Here is a 19,244-nt window from a genome sequence, read left to right on the forward strand (position 1 = left end):
ATTCGAAAAGTACAATTAATTTATCATTTAGTGACTTATTTGTGCAGTTGTATTTGTTAAAAATACATAAACAGAATGCGGCGAGAGTTATTCGCTAAACTTTAAATAAGCACAAAAACAAAAGGGCATCAGCATGGTTTGGAAAAAGCATGATTACGACGATATCCCAGGCACTTATGTGTTCGACGGTGAGCGAGCACACAGCTCTTACGCTTTAAATAAGCTATTTTACTCATTTAATAAGGCCCAGTGCCGTGATGAGTTTAATGCGGATCCTGCTGCTTATTGCGATAAATTTGGTCTGAATGCCGAGCAGAAAAAATTAGTGGTCGAACAGCAGTTCCTAAATATCTTGCGCGCCGGTACTAATATTTACTATATGGCTAAGTTTTGTATTCCTCGAGGCGTATCGGTGCAAGATGCTGGAGCCGCTTTTCAAGGCATTTCTGGTGATGAATTTAAAGAAAACCTGTTAAAGAAACGTGAAGGTCTGGAGCAACGCTTAGAGCGTGAAGGGGGTTATTGGAATGGCTAAAATTATCGGTGGCGTAACCACTTCTCACATTCCCGCTGTGGGTAATGCTATTTCTGAGGGCCTTACCCAGGAACACTACTGGAAACGATTTTTCGATGGCTATCAGCCTGTTAAGGATTGGCTGGCGGATAAAAAGCCCGATGTCATTATCGTTGTCTATAACGATCATGGTCTGAACTTTTTTCTGGATAAAGTACCTACTTTTGCCATAGGTTGCGCAGATGAGTATCAAAACGCTGATGAGGGCTGGGGTTTAAAACCTACATCACCTTTTGCCGGTGACGCGGAGTTTTCATGGCATTTGGCTGAGTCTTTGATTAACCAAGAGTTCGATATGTGTACCTGCCAAGAAATGCTGGTAGATCACGGCTTTGTTAATCCTATGCGGGTTCTGTTTGGTGACCATGAAGTATGGCCGGTTAAAACTGTTCCCTTGGTTGTGAATACGGTACAGCATCCGCTACCTAGTGCCGAACGCTGCTATAAATTGGGTCAGGCACTCAAAAAAGCGATTGAATCTTACCCTGAAGATTTAAATGTAGTGGTTGCCGGTACCGGTGGCATGTCACACCAGTTACAAGGCGAGAGAGCCGGTATTATCGACGTTGACTATGACTTGGCTACGATGGAAAGCATCATCAATGATCCTTCCTGGTTTTATAAGCAGAGCAATGCTGAAATTATTGAGAAAGCCGGTACTGAAGGGATCGAAACGATTATGTGGTTGGTTATGCGTGGCGCCTTGGTCGACAAGGTTAATTGCTTGCATAAGCACTACCATGCACCGATCTCAAATACGGGTGCGGGTGTTTTGCTGTTGACGGATGGCACAGATTAATTTGAATTATTGCTCATATTAATTGCCTCTGTTAATACAGGGGCTTTTTTATGTGCTGCGTTTTGACTGTATGGGACAAGCTAAGTGTTGGATTAAAAATGGGTAACTGGCTGAAAAAAATAATGACCTGGTTTTCTGAACCGGCAGGGCCTGTAGTGAGATTCATATTTATCGATGTTGGCTATCACAGTTACTCATTGGCGGCCGCTCTGAAGGAACGGGATGATTGTGAGCTGGTTGCTTTTATCGATGAAGAACCCTGGAATCATCTGACCGAGTTGCTGGCTGTGAAGCTATACTATCCAAGTGAGTTAGTTGCCCTATGTGAGAAACACCAGGTACATAGGGTTATCGGTTTTGATGGGATGGGGTGGTCGATCGATGAGCAAACTCAAAGGCGATTAAAAAACCTTAAAGTCAACGTTATTACTCTGCCGAGCACAACAGCTTCTGCGCAGGCACTTGCAATAGTCTCGGGTTAGCTAAATAGGTTCTTACTTGAGAGAGCGAGTATTCTCTATTCGAGAAGTTGAGATAAAAAAGCCTCGAGAGAGGCTTTTAGCACTTAGACAGGCGATGACTGCTAAGTGAGGGACGCTGTTTATTTGCGCCAATACAGGCGCATGGGGTTATCGATCAGTAGCTTCTGTTGAAGCTCTACGGAGGGTGCGATCATCGGAATCACATCAACCAGCTTGCCATCATCAGGTACATGAGACTTCATGTTCGGATGAGGCCAGTCGGTACCCCAAAGGACTCGGTCCGGAAATTTTTCAACCAGGGTTCGTGCGTAAGGTACTACATCGCTGTAATCCGGAGCTTGTTGGGTCAGTCGCTCAGGGCAACTCACTTTAGTCCAGATATTTTCATTTTCCGCCAATAGGCTAATAAAGCGCTGGAAGTCCTCATGTTCAATGCCATTAGTAACATCCGGACGGCCCATATGGTCGACAACGATGGTGGTATCAAGTTGTTTCAGGAAGGGGATAAGCTCTTCTAAATCGGGTGCTTCGAAGTAAACAACGATATGCCAGTCCAGCTTCTTAATTTTTTCAGCAACACACAGGAAAATCTCTTTAGGCGTGCTATCGACAAGGCGTTTCACAAAGTTAAAACGCACCGCCCTAACACCCGCATCATGCAATACTTGTAGCTCTTGCATTGTGATAGCCGGATCTACAACAGCAACGCCCCGAGCAAGATCTCCTGCTGTTTCAAGCGCATCAATCAATGCTGCATTGTCGGTACCATGGCAGGATGCCTGGACAATAACATTACGAGCAAAACCCAGATGATCGCGCAGTGCAAAAAGTTGATCTTTAGATGCATCACAAGGGGTGTATTTACGCTTCGGATGGTAGGGGAATTTATCTGCTGGACCAAATACGTGGCAGTGAGCGTCAACGGCACCAGCAGGCGCCTTAAACTCGGGTTTGCTCGGGTTAGCATGGAATGGAAGGTAATCAGCGTCCATAGTTTTTCCTATTTATCAGTCGGCGAATATTTCGCCATCAAACAGTTTACGCGCAGTTCTCAGGATTGCAGCATTTTCAGCATGACCCTGATCATTCATCGTCAGAATGACTGTCATCTCGCCGATGGGATGTTCCACTGGCATAGTTTTATTCTTTCCTTCGGGGATCTCTGCAAGTTGATGTGCAGGCGAATCCGGTAACGCACAGGCAGTTGCTACGCTGACCGCACCTAGTACTCCGATAGATGCATGGCATCGGTGTGGAATGAAGGTGCGTGTCGAGATACAGCCGCCGTTGGTTGCTCTACTGACCATGGTCATTTTAGGAACAGACTTATGAGTTACATCGCCGAGATTCATCATCGGGCCTGCTTGCAGGCGAATGGATTCCAATCGGGATTTCAGTGACTCATTCTGTTCCAGTTGTTTACGATTTTCAGTGCCGGTTATACCCATGGCTTCAGCAGTCATGACCACTACGGGCATACCGTTGTCTATGCAGGTCAGTGCGACGCCATCGATGATATCAACCGGATTTCCAGTGGGTAGTAATGCGCCGCAACTGGAACCTGCGGTATCCTGAAAGCTAACCGGTATAGCACTTGCGGTGCCAGGTACGCCGTCGATCCGGGCATTGCCACTGTAGCTGATAGTACCGTTAGGCGTATGTACCTGCTCGATGGCAATTTGTCCGGTGTTTTCCATATAGATGGTGACTGGTGTGATGTCTGGGTGGGCCGATATTAAGCCACGTTCAATAGCAAAGGGCCCCACGCCAGCAAGAATATTACCGCAGTTCTGAGCATCGCTTACGATCGCTTGATCGACAAAAACTTGCAGGAACAAATAGTCTACGTCTACACCTTTACGCGTTGATTTCTGAACCACTGCTACTTTTGAGGTCAAAGGGTCTGCGCCACCAATACCGTTGATCTGACGCGGATCAGGTGAACCCATGATGCTAAGTAGAAACTGGTCTCGCAAAGCGGTATCGACTGGCAGATCCTCTGCGAGGAAATAAGCACCTTTGGAGGTGCCTCCCCGCATCATCATGCAACGGGCAGAATCAGACATACTTAAGGCCTTTTTCTTTCAGACGTGGGCGCATGTTGTAGATATCCAGCCCCAGCTCGCCGTTGGCCATACGAATCCGTTTAGCCTCTTCCCGTTCTTCACGGGCATGGGCTTCAGCCAGAACTTCTTCAGCTTCTTCTCGGCGGACTGCAACAACGCCGTCATCATCAGCGATGATAATATCACCGGGATTGATTATCTCGTCGGCACAGGACATCGGGATATTGACCGAGCCTAGCGTTTCTTTAATTGTTCCCTGAGCAAAAACATGCTTTGCCCAAACTGGAAAATTCATCTGTCGTAAGTCTCGGGTATCCCGTACGCCGGCATCAATGATCAGACCTGCGACGCCACGCGACTGAGCAGAAGTCGCCAGCAGGTCACCAAAAAAACCAAAGTTAGAAGGTGAGGTAGGAGCGAACACCATAATGTCACCCTTTTGGCATTGTTCTATGGCGACATGCATCATCCAGTTATCACCTGCCGCCCCTGAGATGGTAATTGCGGAACCTGCGATGGTGACATCCTGCTGAATGGGACGCAGATGATCCGCCAATAACCCCCGGCGGCCCTGAGCCTCATGAATAGTGGCGACACCACATTTGCCCAACGCTGCAATAATCTCCGAATCAGCCCGTTTAATTTGCTGTACAACTACATTCTCTTGCATCGGGGAGCTCCTTTATTCTGCAATTTTAAGACGGCTGAATACCCGACGGGCATTGCCTTCAAAGATCATCTGCTTTTGTTCTGTACTTAACAGACTGTTGTTATCGATATAACGTTTGGTGTCGTCAAAGTAGTGACCCGTTTCAGGATCGATGCCGCGAACTGCACCGATCATCTCGGAGGCAAACAGAATGTTTTCGGTTGGGATAATGTCCAGCAGTAGGTCGATACCTTTCTGATGGTAAACACAGGTATCAAAATAGATGTTCTTTAGCGCTGATTTTTCTAACGGTTCAAATCCCTGATCCTGCATCAGACCACGAAAGCGACCCCAGTGATAAGGTACAGCCCCGCCGCCGTGAGGAATGATGATTTTCAGTTCAGGGAAATCCTGGAATACATCAGACATAATAAGCTGCTGGAAACCGGTAGTATCAGCCCCCAGGTAATGGGAGCCGGTTGTATGAAAGCAATCATTGCATGAAGCGCTTACGTGGATCATGGCTGGAACATCCAGCTCGCACATCTTTTCATATAAGGGATAGAACGATTTATCACCAAGGGATGCATCTTGCCAGTGCCCGCCAGAAGGATCAGGGTTCAGGTTACAGCCGATAAAATCCATCTCTTCTACGGTACGTACCAACTCAGCAACAGACTTTGCCGGATCTACTCCGGGTGATTGTGGTAGCTGTGCTACCGGAGCAAAGTTTTTCGGAAACAGGTCACAAACCCGTTTAATCAGATCGTTTTGATGCTCGGTCCAGTACTGGCTGGTGTATTCATTACCGATATGATGACCCATCCAGCTAGCCCGGGGGGAGAATATTGTCAGATCGGTACCTCGTTCCTGCTGCAAGCGAAGCTGATTCTGTTCAATGCTTTCAATGATTTCGTCATCGCTGACCACTACTTTACCTTTAACGCCTTTATGGGACGGGTCTTTAGCAATTGCAGCTTTCTGTTGATCTCGGTATTCGCCTACACCCGGTGGTGTAGTGGTGTAGTGTCCATGACAATCGATAATCATTTCATGTTCTCTCTTTTGTTTGTTGCCTGTCTTTCTGGTCGATGAACTGACCGCTTTGTTTTTCACAGTATCCTGTTGATCTGGGGGGGCTGGCTATTCAGTTTTTAAAGTATTGGTATTAGTTTTTGAGATAGGCTATGTTTTTTAGTGTCTTGGATAGGAGAGTTTTATGGCATTCGAAATCCCTAATATCAGGCACCTTAGAGTGTTTCTTGAAGTTGTTCAGTGTAAGAGTATTAGTAAGGCCTCGGAAAAAGTGTTTCTTTCTCAGCCTGCAATCACTCAGGCAATAGCGAAACTGGAAGCCTCGCTGGGTACGGTACTGTTTCAGCGTAGAAGTGACGGTATGTTTGTCGCTGAGTCCGGCGAACTTTTCGCCACACGGGTTAAACGAGCGATGGATATGATACTGGCAGGACTGAAAGGTGCAGTGAGGTTAGGCGGTAGTAAAGCGCAGCCATTACATCTTCTGCAACAGTTAACGACCACCCAGCTGCGAGCGCTTATTGCGGTGACAGAAGCGCATAATTTTAGTATTGCTGGTCGTAACCTGGGTATCTCACAGTCATCGCTACATCGTGCAGCCCGAGAGCTTGAAGGCTTGTTAGGGGTTGAGTTGTTTGAGAAAACCAGTACCGGTATCAGTTCCACCAAAGCGGCACGAGCGTTAGCAAAATCTTGCAAACTGGCTTTTTCAGAAATAGTACAGGGCCGGGATGAAGTAGATGCTCTGCACCATCGCGAGGTGGGACAGTTGGTCATAGGTAGCATGCCGTTGGCACGAACTTCGTTGCTACCGAAAGCAATTATTGGTTTTTCTGAACAGTTTCCAGATTTTCGTTTGAAAGTTAACGACGGCCCTTATGATGATCTGCTTTACCATCTGCGTCATGGTGATATCGATATATTACTGGGTGCTTTACGCTTTCCAGCGCCAGCGGACGATGTATTACAAGAGGAGTTGTTCTCCTCGCCGGTTGCCATTGTTGCCCGTCCTGGTCACCCGTTGTGCAGACCTGATAGCGGGCATATCGATCTTGAAACGCTGCAAAAGTACCCCTGGGTTGTACCTCATGAGGGTACTCCGACGCGGGCTATCTTTGAATCGCTGTTCTCTGAATCAGGTATGGAGGTGCCGGAGCGGTTAGTGGAAAGTGGCTCTCAAGTCCTGATCAGATCGCTGTTAGTAGGCAGTGACCGACTTACAATAATTTCACAGCATCAAATTCAGCATGAATTATCGACAGGTATTCTTAAGCCTGTTCCTTATGATCTTGTTAAGGCTTATAGACCCATAGGTGTGACGGTTAGAAAGAGCTGGAGGCCAACAAATACACAGCTTTCGTTTGTAAATGAACTTCGGATTCCGGAACGATTGAATGACGTGGATGATCAGTAAAAAAGTCATGTCTATGCAAAAAATGAATGGCTTCGGTGGTTATTTAATTATCCTCTTCGGGGGCTCGGTGATAATTTTCAGTTAACAGATCGATCTGCTTTGGCGGATCAGTTGCAAGTTAGATGGAGTAAGCAGTAATGATGAGAGTATGTATTGCAGGCGCAGCTGGCGCTTTTGGTATGAAGCACCTGGAAGCGATCAGTGACATTGACGATGCTGAAGTTGTTTCAGTAGTGGGCGGCTCTGACCTTAAAAAAATTGAAGCCTTTGCTGACGAACATAATATCCCTCATTACACAACTGATCTGACTGAAAGCTTGGCTAGGGATGATGTGGACTGCGTTATTCTCGCAACTCCGACACAGGTTCATGCTGCTCAGGTTATTCAATGTCTGAAGGCGGGCAAACATGTGCAGACAGAAATTCCGATGGCCGACAATATTGAAGATGCTAAAAAGATTGTCGCGTTGCAAAAAGAGACTGGTTTGGTTGCTATGGCTGGGCATACTCGTCGCTTTAATCCAAGTCATCAGTGGATTCACGACAAGATTCGGGCCGGTGAGCTGAAAGTTTTGCAGATGGATGTACAGACTTACTTTTTCCGTCGTACCAATACTAACGCTAAAGGTGAGGCCCGTTCATGGACCGATCATCTGTTGTGGCATCACGCTTGTCATACCGTTGATCTGTTTCAGTATCAGACCGGTGGTGAAACTGCTTCGCAGGTACAGGCGATGCAGGGACCTATTCATCCAGATCTGGGTATCGCACTGGATATGAGTATTGGTATGAAGGTACCTAACGGTGCGCTTTGTACTTTGTCTCTCTCTTTTAATAATGATGGTCCTTTCGGTACCTTTTTCCGCTACATCTGTGATAACGGCACCTACGTTGCACGTTATGACGATCTTGAAGACGGTAAAGGTAATCCGATCGACTTATCTGATGTAGCCGTTTCCTTTAATGGTATCGAACTTCAGGATCGTGAGTTTTTTGCTGCTATTCGTGAAGGTCGAGAACCTAACTCCAGTCTGGCGCAGTGTTATCCGGCAATGGAAACACTAGATCGTTTGGAACAATGCTTGAATACAGCAGAATAAGTTTTTGGGAGTCGTAGAGATGTCTAGTCGAAAGTTAGGTTCATTTGAATGCGCACCTATAGGTCTGGGATGTATGAACTTATCCCATGCCTATGGCACTCCACCTTCTGAAAAGGAGGCGGAAAATCTGCTGTTGAGCGCATTGTATATGGGTTACAACATGCTGGATACCGCTGCATTGTATGGCTTTGGCAATAACGAAACTTTACTTGGGAAAGTGCTTAAGCATCGCCGTCATGAGTTTGTCTTGGCGAGTAAGTGCGGGATGTTTAAAAACGAGGATGGCGTGCGTGAGATCAATGGTCGTCCGGATGTGATTCGTAAGACCTGTGAAGGTAGTTTGCGCCGACTGCAGACTGATGTAATTGATCTTTATTATCTGCATCGTTGGGATCGCAATGTGCCGATTGAAGAAAGCGTAGGTGCACTTTCTGATCTGGTGACCGAAGGAAAGATACGGGATATCGGTTTGTCAGAAGTTTCTGCTGACACTTTACGTAAAGCCCATGCAATACATCCTATTGCAGCCGTGCAGACAGAATACTCCCTCTGGACTCGTAATCCGGAAATTGCTGTGCTGGATACCTGCCGTGAATTGGGGACAAGCTTTGTCGCTTTCAGCCCATTAGCTCGGGCATTCCTGACCGGAAAACTCCGCGATGTAACTACTCTCGCCGAAAAAGATCTGCGCCGGAATATGCCTCGTTTTGATACTGATAATTACGCTCGTAATTTACAGCTGTTGAGTCAGGTAGAGAAGGTTGCTGAGCAGGAAAATTGCACTCTTGCTCAATTGGCATTGGCCTGGGTGTTAGGGCAGGGAGAGCATGTTTTAGCGATTCCAGGTACGACAAACCCACTTCACCTGGAAGAGAATTTAAGTGCTTCAGATATGGTTTTAAGTCCGGATGCGTTTACGCAATTGGATCAGATTATTAATCAGAATACTGTTGCTGGGCCCCGCTATAACGCGGCGACTCAAGCTGAGATTGATACAGAAGAGTTTATTTGAACGTGTGGCGCTTAAAGAAGCGCTGGCGTTTGGCAGACCAGGTAAAAAATTAGTTAAACAACTGAATAACAACAAAAACAGAATAATAATATTTCTGAGGAGACTCCCATGAAAAAGCCACTGCTAACAACAGCCCTGGCACTGACTGCTGCAATGATGTTGCAGGCGCCGGTACAAGCCGCTGATTATACGCTGCGTCTGGCACATTTTTTCCCACCTGTAGCAGGCCAACACACTGATATAGCACAGGCGTGGGCTGATAAGGTGGCTACTGAGTCCGATGGCCGCATCGAAGTGGAAGTATATCCATCTTCTACGCTGGCTAAGCCTCCTGCGCAATATGATGCGGTAAAGAACCGTATCGCTGACGTAACACTGACAATTCAGGGTTATACCGCTAACCGTTTTCCCTTAACTCAGGTTGTCGAGCTGCCTGGTATCGTTAAGACCGCTGCGCAAGGTTCATGTGTACTTCAGACTATCTATGATGAAGGCATGCTTGATGCAGAGTATAAAGATACCAAACCTCTGTTCCTGTTTACTCATGGTCAGGGCCATATTCATACGACCAAGAAATTGATTAAAGAGCCATCTGATTTCGAAGGGTTGCGCATTCGTCGCCCAACGGCTGTTGTGGCTAAACTGTTAGAGGGTCTGGGTGCTCAACCTGTAGGCATGCCAGCACCGCAATCATATCAGTCTGTTCAGCGTGGTGTAATTGATGGTGTTTCTCTGCCATGGGAAGGCCAGCTAGTATTTCGTATTAACGATCTGACACCAAAGCATACTGAAGTGGGCGGACTCTATTCTCTGTCATTCCTGGTGACTATGAATAAAGACGTATATAACAGTATGCCTGCTGATCTGCAGAAGGTTATCGATAACAACTCGGGTGCCGAGTGGTCTCAGAGAGCCGCTACTGTATTTGATACTGTTGATGTAAAAGGCCGTGCTCAGGCTGTCTCTAAAGAACATGAAATCTACACAGTAGAGGGTGGTATCGAAAACCCAGCCTGGAAGCCTGTACTGGCTAAAGCAACCGAAGGTTATTTGGCTGAACTTGAGGCTAAGGGGCTTCCTGCTCGTAAGGTTTATGCTCGTGCTCAGGAACTGGCCGCTACTTGTAAGTAACTGTTTCATCTGGAGTCTGAGCACTGCTCTGACTTCAGGTCTGGCCCGGCAGGGCGTGATTTAACACTGAACCTGTCGGGTATCTGCTGATACCGGTTCAGCCCTGTCTGCTAACTGGAGAGAATTATGAAGGCATTCAGCCAGTTGTTTGATCGTTTTTCCCATGCAATGCATGTGATCAGTGGCATGATCCTCGTTTCAATGATGTTTGTCACCCTTGCAGATGTATTGGTTCGGTTGCTGTTTAAGCTTACTGATGGTGATATCGATCTGACCTTTATCGGCGGAGTTGAACTGATTAAGTATGGTCTGTTAATGATGGTGTTGTTTGCACTACCGTACTCAATCGGCCGGTCTCAGGTCATTGTAGATCTGTTTACTGAAAACCTTTCGGCGCGTATGAAAGCGATTCTGGAAGGTATCTATATGTTTGGTTTTGTCGCACTGGGTGGCGGTATGAGTTATCGCTTTATGCATGCAGTAGAGCAGTCGCAGATGACCGGTGAAACTACCCAGGATCTGCTGATTCCCCTGTATTATTTTTATGCGGTCAGTGCCTTTGCAACGGCTGTGCTTTGTGTTGCTGCGCTACTGATCTCTCTGCGTTGTTTATTTTTCTGGAAGGGAGATAAAGTATCATGAGCTCTTCTTTAATTGGTTTTATCTGCATACTGGGTATGCTGGGCATGATCGCATTGCGTATGCCTATAGCCATGGCAATGGCTGCCACCGGCTTTATCGGTTTTACCTCTATTGTTGCGTTTCAGCCTGCGATGGCTATTCTCGAAAGTGGTCCGTTTGAAACCCTTTCGAATTATAGTTTTAGTCCTATTCCTATGTTTATTCTAATGGGCGTTTTTGCGTCCAAAGCCCGAATGTCACAGGAATTGTTTGAAGGAGCCCGTACTCTGTTCGGTAGCTGGCGTGGCGGAATGGCGCTGGCGGCAGTAACTTCTTGCGGTATTTTCTCTGCTATTTCTGGTTCCTCAATGGCAACCGCTGCCAGTATGTCCCGGGTTGCGCTGCCGGAGATGGAAAAGAATGGATACGCTAAATCACTGGCCTCAGGTACGTTGGCTGCCGGTGGTACTTTAGGGATTATGATTCCACCTTCAATTGCATTGCTACTGTATGCACTGATAACAGAGCAGTCGGTGGGTGAGATGTTTATTGCCGGCGTTATCCCAGGGCTGATGGGGCTGGCGTTGTACTGTGTCACTATCGCTATTGTTGTGTCGCTGAACCCAGATCTGGCACAGCCGGGCAAAGCCACGTCCCTGACAGAAAAAATTGTTGGTCTTAAAGGTCTGGTGCCTTTTACTGGTGTATTTGCTCTGATTATTGGCGGCATTTATGCCGGTATCTTTACGCCGACAGAAGCCGCATCGGTCGGTGCTGCAGGTACCTTCTTTATCGCGCTGTTCCGGGGTATGAAATTCCAACAGTTTAAGGATGCTGTTGAAGAGACTTTGTTTATGTCTGCGATGATCTTCTTCATGATTATAGGCGCTGAGATCTTCGGCTATTTTTTATCGGTTTCCCGAATATCTTTCTCTCTTGTGGAGATAGTCGATAGCATGCAGCTGGGCCCCTACATGATTCTGTTTTCAGTACTGATTCTGTTTGTGCTGCTAGGTTGTGTCATGGACAGTATCGCAATGTTGCTATTAACAGTACCGGTGGTTTATCCATTGATTCAAGCGGCAGGTTTTGATCCGGTATGGTTCGGTATTGTTGCGGTCATCACCGTTGAGTTGGGATTGATTACCCCGCCAGTGGGAATGAATGTTTTTGTCATTAAATCGGTTGCCCCAGATATTCCGATTAAAGATATCTTTAAAGGTGTATTTCCCTTTGTGTTATCTGATATCGCGCGTTTAGCATTGATTATCCTGTTCCCGGCTCTGGCGCTTGGCTTGCTTTAAGGAGAATGATTATGACAACAGTACAGTGGACCAGCGATCTGAGTGTTGGTGACCGTTCAATTGATGATGATCACAAAGGCCTTTTTCAGCTGGTGGACGAGCTGAGTCATGCCAATATGAGTCACGACTATATCAATGTGATTCTGGATCGTTTGAAAAAATATACAATCGAGCATTTTAGTCGTGAAGAAGTGTATATGAAAAAAGCAGGTTTCCCCGGTTATGAGGATCATATAAAGGAGCATGCAAATTTTAATGAGTGGCTAGAGACGATCCGTTCAACTTATGCGCGATTCCCTCAAAGCCCTTTCATTATTGGTGATTCAGTTAACGGCTACCTACAGCGCTGGTTGCGTCATCATATTCTGACCGAAGATATGAAGTATCGTGATTTTATACTGAGTCAGAAAAAAAGCTAAAGCTATACTCAATTGTCAGCCCTCTTTCGGTACTTAACCGGCAGAGGGCTTTTTGATGAGTCGCTGTTATTGAGTGGCATATGCTCAGTGACTAGTCGTATCGTAATTATTTTCATTCCTATAAGTACTGGGTGCGACCATCTCCATCTTCTTAAAAAACCTTGAGAAGTAAGCCGGATCCTTAAAGCCTAAAGCATAAGCTATCTGATCCAGAGGTTCCCGGGTATAGATTAGCTTGCGCTTAGCTTCAATTAATACCCTGTCCTGGATGATGTTTTTGGTTGCGACACCGATATTCTCGTTACAAAGACGGTTGAGACTGGAAACTGAAATGTTAAGCGCAGATGCGTATTGCTGAACTTTCCATTGTTGACGGTAATGTTGTTCCAGTAGTTGCTTGAAATCATTAAGCAGATTGCTGCTTGCCTGGCTATTAGTTGCAGAAAACAGGCTGTGATCTGATTGTCTTTTCAAGGTGATTAGTACCATTCTTACCAGCCATTCAAGCATAAACTGTTGCCCGGAATTACTGTTTTTGATCTCTCCCCTGATAAGGTTAAGGTATTGAGTGAGCTGATTTAAAAGTACATTTTTTTTATTGAACTCAATTGTCTGAGGGCTATGAGCCAGATGGTCAATTATCTGCTGCGATTTTTCTTGTGACTGGTCCGCCAGTATTGGTTCTGCCAGGGTAAGGACTATGCCTTCGGTCTCCGGTGAAAAACGAAAGCCATGTACCACGCCGGGAGGAATATTAATTGCCCAGGTTCCAGTCAGATGATAAGAGTGATCGTCAAGTTGAACATCAACAATCCCTTTAAACATGCATAATATCTGATGCATCTTGCCATGTCGGTGTGGCTTTATAAGCCATCCATTTTCGCTACTTCGGTCAGCAATATCTTCAATATGAACAAAGCCAGGATCTTTATTCAGGTTTGATTCGCCATAAAGAGAAAACTGTGGAATGACTGAGCTTTGCTGAACTTTAACCATTATTTTTTCCATAGAAATAGTATGTATAAATTAAAGTCTATTTGATTTAAAAGTACAAGTTTATGTTGAATAAGTGAATTCATAAAACTCTCTTAAAAGCGGACCATAGATATCAGTAAAGCGATGTTTAACAGTTCTGTAAGTGAACAACCGATAGATAAGAGAGCGGCAGATGAAAACTATAAAAACGAAGGTAGCTATTATTGGTGCAGGTCCCTCAGGCTTATTGCTGGGGCAGCTTTTATCAAAGCAGGGTATTAGTAATATTATTGTAGAGCGGGTGACGGGTGAGTACGTACTGGGTCGTATACGTGCGGGTATTCTTGAACAGGGGTTTGTTGATCTGGTTAGGGAGGCTGGCGTAGCTGACCGGATGGATGCGGAAGGTGAAGTACACGAAGGTTTTGAAATTGCTGTCGATGGGGTGTCTACCCGTATTGATATGAAGAAACTGACCGGTGGTGATGCGGTAGTTTGCTATGGACAGGTTGATATTACTGAAGACCTGATGGCGGCCCGTTCGAGTGCCGGGCTAGAAACCTATTATGAAGCTGATGGTGTCGAGCTTAAAAATGTTAAGTCAGAATCACCCTCGGTAAGCTTTGTGCATAATGGCGAGAAAATTGAGCTTGAGTGCGACTATATCGCTGGCTGTGATGGTTTCCATGGCGTTTCTCGCCAGACTATTCCAGCTGAGTTACGAACCGAGCATGAGCGAGTCTATCCGTTTGGTTGGTTAGGATTGCTGAGTGAAACCCCTCCGGTTAGTGAAGAGCTTATTTATAGCAAAACGAAACGAGGTTTTGCTTTGGCGAGCATGCGTTCAGAAACCCGCTCTCGTTATTACCTTCAGGTTCCTTTAACGGATAAGATCGAAGACTGGTCTGATGATGCATTCTGGAGTGAGTTAAAGAAACGGCTTCCGGTTAAGGCTGCTGCTAATTTGGTTACCGGTCCAAGTATTGAGAAAAGTATCGCACCCTTGCGCTCTTTTATTTGTGAGCCCATGCAGTACGGCAATATGTTCCTAGTTGGTGATGCTGCGCACATAGTGCCGCCAACAGGGGCGAAAGGTCTTAATCTGGCGGCGTCCGATGTGGCAACTCTCTATAAAATTATGACCCGGGTTTATAAAGAGGGTGATAAGTCCTGTATTGATCAGTATTCAGAGATTGCATTGCGCCGGGTATGGCACGGTGAGCGTTTCTCATGGTGGATGACTAACATGATGCATAATTTCGGTGATATGAGCTCACATGAACTTGAGGGTGAAACCTTTGAACGTTTTATGGAATCAGAGCTTAGTTACTTCACCAGTTCTGAAAATGGTAAGCGTGTAATTGCCGAGCAATACGTTGGTTTGCCATACGAAGAACTTGCTCCATAATTATCATGACTAGCCTGCTTTATGTTCAGGACCCTGACTTATTAAATAAGTCAGGGTTTTTTAATACTAGCTTCTTATGCGATGTCATAGGCCCGGCCTTCTTATCCATAAGGCGCGTGGGCGATTAACTGAAACTTGATTCTCTGGTCTATTACTAAGATTTTTAGCTGGCATAGACCGTTGCTGATATCTAGCAGAACTCTTGAACTCTTACTTGATACATAAGGTTTGGTACTAATAGTTATACATGTCTAATAGATGCTGTTTGCTCGACTAAAACCATTCAGCCAGTCTGCGCGACAATACTCTTGACGCGGACTGGGATGGTTCAGACTCCCGCATTAAGGCAGACCAGCCAAGATCCAGACTCTCTTTACTTACTCTTATCGCAGAAACTCTTCTGTTCTTAATAGCTGACTGAACTGCCCATCTCGACAGTATGCTTACACCAAATCCAGCTGCTATTAGTTCGATAATAGCGTCGGTCACTTCTACTACGGTTACCAGATGGGGTGCTGTTCCAGAAGGGCGAATAAAACGCTCATATTCAAAGCCGGGCTGTGCTGATTTACTGTAAGTCAGATATTCTTCACTTTCTAAATCGGTGGCCTCAATAAAGGGCTTTGTTGCAAGAGTATGCTCTGGGTGTGTGACTAACACGAGTTCATCCTGAAATACCGGTATTGAATCGATACCTGGAATCGCCAGGTGTCCAGGTGCTAGCACAGCATCGACGCTTCCTTCCTGAAGGTTTTGTAGTGGGTTTTGCGTTGCCGAGGCAACTAGTTCTAGTTGAATGCCGGGCTCTTTTGCAGACATCTCTTTCAGAAAAGACGGCAGCCAGTGATAGCAGCTATAGGCTGCAACACCAAAACGAACCACCGTTATATCGTTATCTGCCATTTGTTGGAAATCAAATTCGGCGCGCTGTAGCGTAGGAATGATCTGATTGGCGGTCTGTATCATTGCCCGGCCAGCAGATGTTTGTCGCAGCTTGCGACCCTCTCTTTCAAATAACAACCCTCCCAAACGCCTTTCCGCTTCGGCGAGTCGATGGCTCAAGGCTGACTGGGTGATACCCAGCACATAAGCTGCCTGTCTCAATGTGCCTGTTTCGTTAATTGCTTTAAGCATTTCCCAATGCCTGATATCTAATCTCATGCTGTTACCTCGTAGCACTGATCCAGATATGGTGTCATAAATCTCTCATAATAGATGCATTACTTTAATCAGTAACTAGAATTATTCACTGTTTTTTTAATCAGAAGCGAACTATCGTTCCAGCCATATCCAATGGAATGAGATCCAGATGAACAGTAAACCAGCAATCAATGGCCAGTATTTAATACTAATGTCGGCTTTCTTTTATGGGTTAAATCCATTTTTCGCACAGCTGCTTTTTAAAGAAGGGCTTGGTGCAGAGATGGTGAGTCTCTATCGCTTTATTTTACCTGCACTATTTTTCACTTTTTTCCTGCGCACTCCACAAATAAACTGGCCCGAAGCTAGCCGAACCTTACTACTGGGCATCGCCAGCGGTGTTTCCATATTTGGTTATTTCCATGCATTAGAAGTATTGCCGGCAGCCACTGCTATCCTGATCTACTATACGTACCCGGTTTTCAGTGTTTTGATTGGTTGGGCTTTCTTTAGCAGGGAGCCTTCACAAAACGCGCTGATCTCGGCCGCTTTAGTCGCTATAGCGGCATCATTGACCGTCAGGCCTGAATCTCTTCCTGCAGATGCACTGTTTTCAGTTTGTGCCTGCTTTTTAGCTCCTTTAGTGGTAGCCACTCAGGTTCAATATCTGTCTAATCCCAGAAAAAAAATCCCAACAACTAATAGGATGGCCTGGATAACGCTGGGCCATATTATTGTTCTTTTACCCATAGCAATATGGTCCTCACCAGCGCAAGTGTTACCCGTTTCAATTACCGGACTATTATCCGTATTAGGTATCGCGCTCGTGGCTGCAGCTTTGCCTCAAGTGTTATTTATGCTCGGTGCGCCAAGATCATGTGCAGACAAGAACGCCTTAACAGGGTCTCTCGAGCTAGTTGTCGCCTTACTCTCGGGGGCAGTTTTATTGGGAGAGCATTTAGATCAGCTAGAAGTGACAGCAATGGTATTAATTGTATTAGCATTGTTTATAAAGCAAGTAGAAAACAAGTCTAAAGAAGGAGCTTTAGCGGGTTGATATGCTGTTATCTTTGTTCGGCGGGGGAGTGGTAAGAGTGGTTTATTCGGCCGGGTCTGCGGTGAAATGAAGAGGTATTGTTAACTGCATCAGTACTTACGATAAAAGCAGGAAAGAGAGTCGCTGATTCTCTTTCCTGCGGAAGGTCTTACGCCTTTTGACCGCTTTCTATTGATTGAGTTAGTTCCTGGATAACTTGTTTTATATCGCTGGCTCGGGTGTATAGCTCCATTTTAGCTCCACCTACACCGGTTATCTGAAGCGCTGCTTTACGGGATAAAAAGCCAAAGCAGATTAATACTGCGCCTACTATGTACAGCAAAGGTATGTAGTATTGGAATCCGGCAATAAAAGCGCCGATTCCCAGAGCATAAAACCAGATATGTCCATTCGATGATGCCTGACTGAATTCAGCGATTCTTTCGGGATTAATTGAAAAGTGCATATCCTGGAATGTATTACGGCCTTTATATATCACTAAGCTGCTGGCATCGATGGAATCATGATAACGCTGTGTAACTTTATCCATATCCTCATCAATATCAGTAATATTACCGGTACTGGCAACGGATCCTTGATCGACATGAATGAATCCCAGGATAACGAGGCCGACGAAGGTGATTCCTGCCGCAAGTGGCCAGTCCAGACTCATCCAGGCAAAAATTACAGCTATCACTAACGGCAACCCTATAACGGCATAAACCCAGTTACGGGTTTTCACACAGGCGATAGCGGCTATTTCCGCGAGTACCAGATTCGCTCCACCGGCTTTAAAAAGCTCGTTTTTAATGGGTTCAGGTTTTTCAACGGTAACAGGGGAGGCTTCTTTAAGCGGATGGCCACATGAGGGGCAAGCAACAGCTGCATCAGAAACCTGATTATTGCATTCGGGGCAGGATACTAAAGCCATGATTCTTCCTTAAATAATTAATGGTCCAGCGAATTAGGTTAATAATGTGCAACAGAGTATCAATTTGTGCGCTGCGGAACAATATATTCAAGGTTCTTAATGTAAAGTTAGACTATTGATATGCTACTTCATGATCTCTGACACTTGAGATAAAAAAATACGATATGAAATAATAAGTTGGCATAGTTTTATGACACGATTTTATTTATCTGGCAAACGTTGAAGGTAGGCAGAAGGCCGGTTAATTTTAATCATAATTCCTAGAATTATGATGCGGTTGCAGTATAGTGGTTTTGAAGATTTTCAGTGAGTCTGTGCGGCTAGGGCACCATAACGCTTGTTTTGTTATAACTTCCGTAGTGTCCGCCGTGAAGTGGATCGTTTAAAGCTTAGAGGGAATATGTTGAAGCCTAATTATGAGCAAATCAGCCTTTTGGTTTTGGGCGTTTCTGGTGGTGCTGGTCACGTTTACGATGGAAGTTGTAGCAGCAGTTTTTTAATTCTGAAAAATGATGAGCCAGTAGCCCTTATTGATCTTGGTTTGGGGGTTATCCGGTCACTGAATCACTACGGTTATTCGTTACCTGATACGGTTGTTATTACCCATAATCACACAGATCATTCAGGAGAGTTGCCTGTCGTTCTGCGAGTGGAGGAAGCGAGAGGAAGGCTTTTAAATATCGTTGCTGCGGCACCTGTATCTGAAAGGTTACGGGAGCATAGAATGGCTGAGCATGCGGAGCTGTATCAAGCTTCTGATTTAGCGAACTGGCTCTCCCCCGAATCTGAGGTGGAAACCCCTTTGATAGATAACCTCTATATAACGTTTCACGCAACCCGGCACTCTGAATTGTGCTTTGGCTTCGTTATCAGTCGGTTAAGTGGGACCAAAAAGACGCCTTTGATCGGTTATACCGGTGATAGTGGTTGTTTTCCTTCTTTATATAACAAAATATCTCGCTGTATGGTGTCAGTTTTTGACGCGCGGTTGAAGGGTAATAAATGGCATGCAGCCATAGAAGAAGCACAACCTTTTTTAACGGAGCATTCCTACATTATTGGGCACGGCATGGACGTTCAAAATATACCTGAACATAGTAGGATGATGCGGCCCGGCCAGTTGATTAGTATTCCGGAGGTAGACTGAG

At 45.6% G+C, this 19,244-nt stretch carries 20 protein-coding genes; 13 read left to right on the top strand and 7 right to left on the bottom strand.

What is annotated here, in order from left to right; genetic code table 11:
- Nucleotides 1-133 precede the first annotated feature (133 nt).
- From AMJAP_RS06185 to AMJAP_RS06195, 3 genes are read left to right on the top strand one after another with little or no spacing between them, the layout of a single operon-like run.
- The gene (locus AMJAP_RS06185) at nt 134-535 is read left to right on the top strand and encodes a hypothetical protein (protein ID WP_019621375.1); all 402 of its coding nucleotides are present in this window, start codon (nt 134-136) and stop codon (nt 533-535) included.
- Nucleotides 528-1,373, top strand: coding sequence for a class III extradiol dioxygenase family protein (locus tag AMJAP_RS06190; protein WP_019621376.1), 846 nt, complete (start codon nt 528-530; stop codon nt 1,371-1,373). Before AMJAP_RS06185 ends, AMJAP_RS06190 begins: the two co-directional genes overlap by 8 nt.
- Before the next feature lie 50 nt (nt 1,374-1,423).
- Complete coding sequence (locus AMJAP_RS06195; RefSeq protein ID WP_019621377.1) at nt 1,424-1,855, top strand: nucleoside-diphosphate sugar epimerase/dehydratase; 432 nt, start codon at nt 1,424-1,426, stop codon at nt 1,853-1,855.
- A 119-nt stretch (nt 1,856-1,974) separates the two neighbouring features.
- On the opposite strand, the gene AMJAP_RS06200 is transcribed toward AMJAP_RS06195, so the two are convergent.
- Genes AMJAP_RS06200 through AMJAP_RS06215 form a run of 4 tightly spaced genes read right to left on the bottom strand, consistent with a single transcriptional unit; the run spans nt 1,975 to nt 5,620 of the window.
- Entirely contained in the window at nt 1,975-2,847 is an 873-nt protein-coding gene (locus AMJAP_RS06200; protein WP_019621378.1) for an amidohydrolase family protein, read from the bottom strand.
- Nucleotides 2,848-2,862: 15 nt separating this feature from the next.
- The gene (locus AMJAP_RS06205) at nt 2,863-3,921 is read right to left on the bottom strand and encodes a 4-oxalomesaconate tautomerase (protein WP_019621379.1); all 1,059 of its coding nucleotides are present in this window, start codon (nt 3,919-3,921) and stop codon (nt 2,863-2,865) included.
- On the bottom strand, nt 3,914-4,591 hold the full coding sequence (locus AMJAP_RS06210; RefSeq protein ID WP_019621380.1) for a 4-carboxy-4-hydroxy-2-oxoadipate aldolase/oxaloacetate decarboxylase: 678 nt from the start codon (nt 4,589-4,591) through the stop codon (nt 3,914-3,916). The genes AMJAP_RS06205 and AMJAP_RS06210 overlap by 8 nt, the downstream gene beginning before the upstream one ends.
- Before the next feature lie 12 nt (nt 4,592-4,603).
- The gene (locus AMJAP_RS06215) at nt 4,604-5,620 is read right to left on the bottom strand and encodes an amidohydrolase family protein (RefSeq protein WP_019621381.1); all 1,017 of its coding nucleotides are present in this window, start codon (nt 5,618-5,620) and stop codon (nt 4,604-4,606) included.
- 169 nt (nt 5,621-5,789) lie between these two features.
- Between AMJAP_RS06215 and AMJAP_RS06220 the strand changes: the two genes are divergently transcribed.
- The 7 genes from AMJAP_RS06220 to AMJAP_RS06250 all read left to right on the top strand — a co-directional run bounded on the left by AMJAP_RS06220 (nt 5,790) and on the right by AMJAP_RS06250 (nt 12,606).
- Nucleotides 5,790-7,019 (top strand): LysR family transcriptional regulator, encoded by a 1,230-nt coding sequence (locus tag AMJAP_RS06220; RefSeq protein WP_019621382.1) that lies wholly within the window; start codon nt 5,790-5,792, stop codon nt 7,017-7,019.
- A gap of 140 nt (nt 7,020-7,159) precedes the next feature.
- Nucleotides 7,160-8,119: a Gfo/Idh/MocA family oxidoreductase gene (locus AMJAP_RS06225; protein ID WP_019621383.1), complete on the top strand. Its 960-nt coding sequence runs from the start codon at nt 7,160-7,162 to the stop codon at nt 8,117-8,119.
- Nucleotides 8,120-8,138: 19 nt separating this feature from the next.
- Nucleotides 8,139-9,131, top strand: a complete 993-nt coding sequence (locus AMJAP_RS06230) for an aldo/keto reductase (protein ID WP_026340069.1) — start codon at nt 8,139-8,141, stop codon at nt 9,129-9,131.
- 108 nt (nt 9,132-9,239) lie between these two features.
- Entirely contained in the window at nt 9,240-10,262 is a 1,023-nt protein-coding gene (locus AMJAP_RS06235; RefSeq protein ID WP_019621385.1) for a TRAP transporter substrate-binding protein, read from the top strand.
- Nucleotides 10,263-10,388: 126 nt separating this feature from the next.
- Nucleotides 10,389-10,904 (top strand): TRAP transporter small permease, encoded by a 516-nt coding sequence (locus tag AMJAP_RS06240; RefSeq protein ID WP_019621386.1) that lies wholly within the window; start codon nt 10,389-10,391, stop codon nt 10,902-10,904.
- Nucleotides 10,901-12,187 (top strand): TRAP transporter large permease, encoded by a 1,287-nt coding sequence (locus AMJAP_RS06245; protein WP_019621387.1) that lies wholly within the window; start codon nt 10,901-10,903, stop codon nt 12,185-12,187. The genes AMJAP_RS06240 and AMJAP_RS06245 overlap by 4 nt, the downstream gene beginning before the upstream one ends.
- Nucleotides 12,188-12,198: 11 nt before the next feature.
- Nucleotides 12,199-12,606: a bacteriohemerythrin gene (locus tag AMJAP_RS06250; RefSeq protein ID WP_019621388.1), complete on the top strand. Its 408-nt coding sequence runs from the start codon at nt 12,199-12,201 to the stop codon at nt 12,604-12,606.
- Nucleotides 12,607-12,690: 84 nt separating this feature from the next.
- Here the strand turns inward: AMJAP_RS06250 and AMJAP_RS06255 are convergent, their stop codons facing one another.
- Entirely contained in the window at nt 12,691-13,602 is a 912-nt protein-coding gene (locus AMJAP_RS06255) for a helix-turn-helix domain-containing protein (RefSeq protein WP_019621389.1), read from the bottom strand.
- 181 nt (nt 13,603-13,783) lie between these two features.
- On the opposite strand from AMJAP_RS06255, the gene pobA reads away from it, so the two are divergent.
- Complete coding sequence (gene pobA, locus AMJAP_RS06260) at nt 13,784-14,989, top strand: 4-hydroxybenzoate 3-monooxygenase (RefSeq protein WP_201356444.1); 1,206 nt, start codon at nt 13,784-13,786, stop codon at nt 14,987-14,989.
- 273 nt (nt 14,990-15,262) lie between these two features.
- On the opposite strand, the gene AMJAP_RS06265 is transcribed toward pobA, so the two are convergent.
- Nucleotides 15,263-16,150 carry a LysR family transcriptional regulator gene (locus AMJAP_RS06265; RefSeq protein WP_026340070.1) on the bottom strand — a complete coding sequence of 296 codons (888 nt, stop codon included), beginning with the start codon at nt 16,148-16,150 and terminating at the stop codon, nt 15,263-15,265.
- Between the two features lie 148 nt (nt 16,151-16,298).
- Between AMJAP_RS06265 and AMJAP_RS06270 the strand changes: the two genes are divergently transcribed.
- Nucleotides 16,299-17,186, top strand: a complete 888-nt coding sequence (locus tag AMJAP_RS06270; RefSeq protein ID WP_019621392.1) for a DMT family transporter — start codon at nt 16,299-16,301, stop codon at nt 17,184-17,186.
- Nucleotides 17,187-17,334: 148 nt separating this feature from the next.
- Here the strand turns inward: AMJAP_RS06270 and AMJAP_RS06275 are convergent, their stop codons facing one another.
- Nucleotides 17,335-18,096, bottom strand: coding sequence for a zinc ribbon domain-containing protein (locus tag AMJAP_RS06275; protein WP_019621393.1), 762 nt, complete (start codon nt 18,094-18,096; stop codon nt 17,335-17,337).
- 373 nt (nt 18,097-18,469) lie between these two features.
- Here AMJAP_RS06275 and AMJAP_RS06280 point away from each other — a divergent pair, with 373 nt between their 5' ends.
- The gene (locus tag AMJAP_RS06280; protein ID WP_236588750.1) at nt 18,470-19,243 is read left to right on the top strand and encodes an MBL fold metallo-hydrolase; all 774 of its coding nucleotides are present in this window, start codon (nt 18,470-18,472) and stop codon (nt 19,241-19,243) included.
- Nucleotide 19,244: the final 1 nt, after the last annotated feature.

It is taken from the genome of Amphritea japonica ATCC BAA-1530, from assembly GCF_016592435.1.
Classification (GTDB): domain Bacteria; phylum Pseudomonadota; class Gammaproteobacteria; order Pseudomonadales; family Balneatricaceae; genus Amphritea; species Amphritea japonica.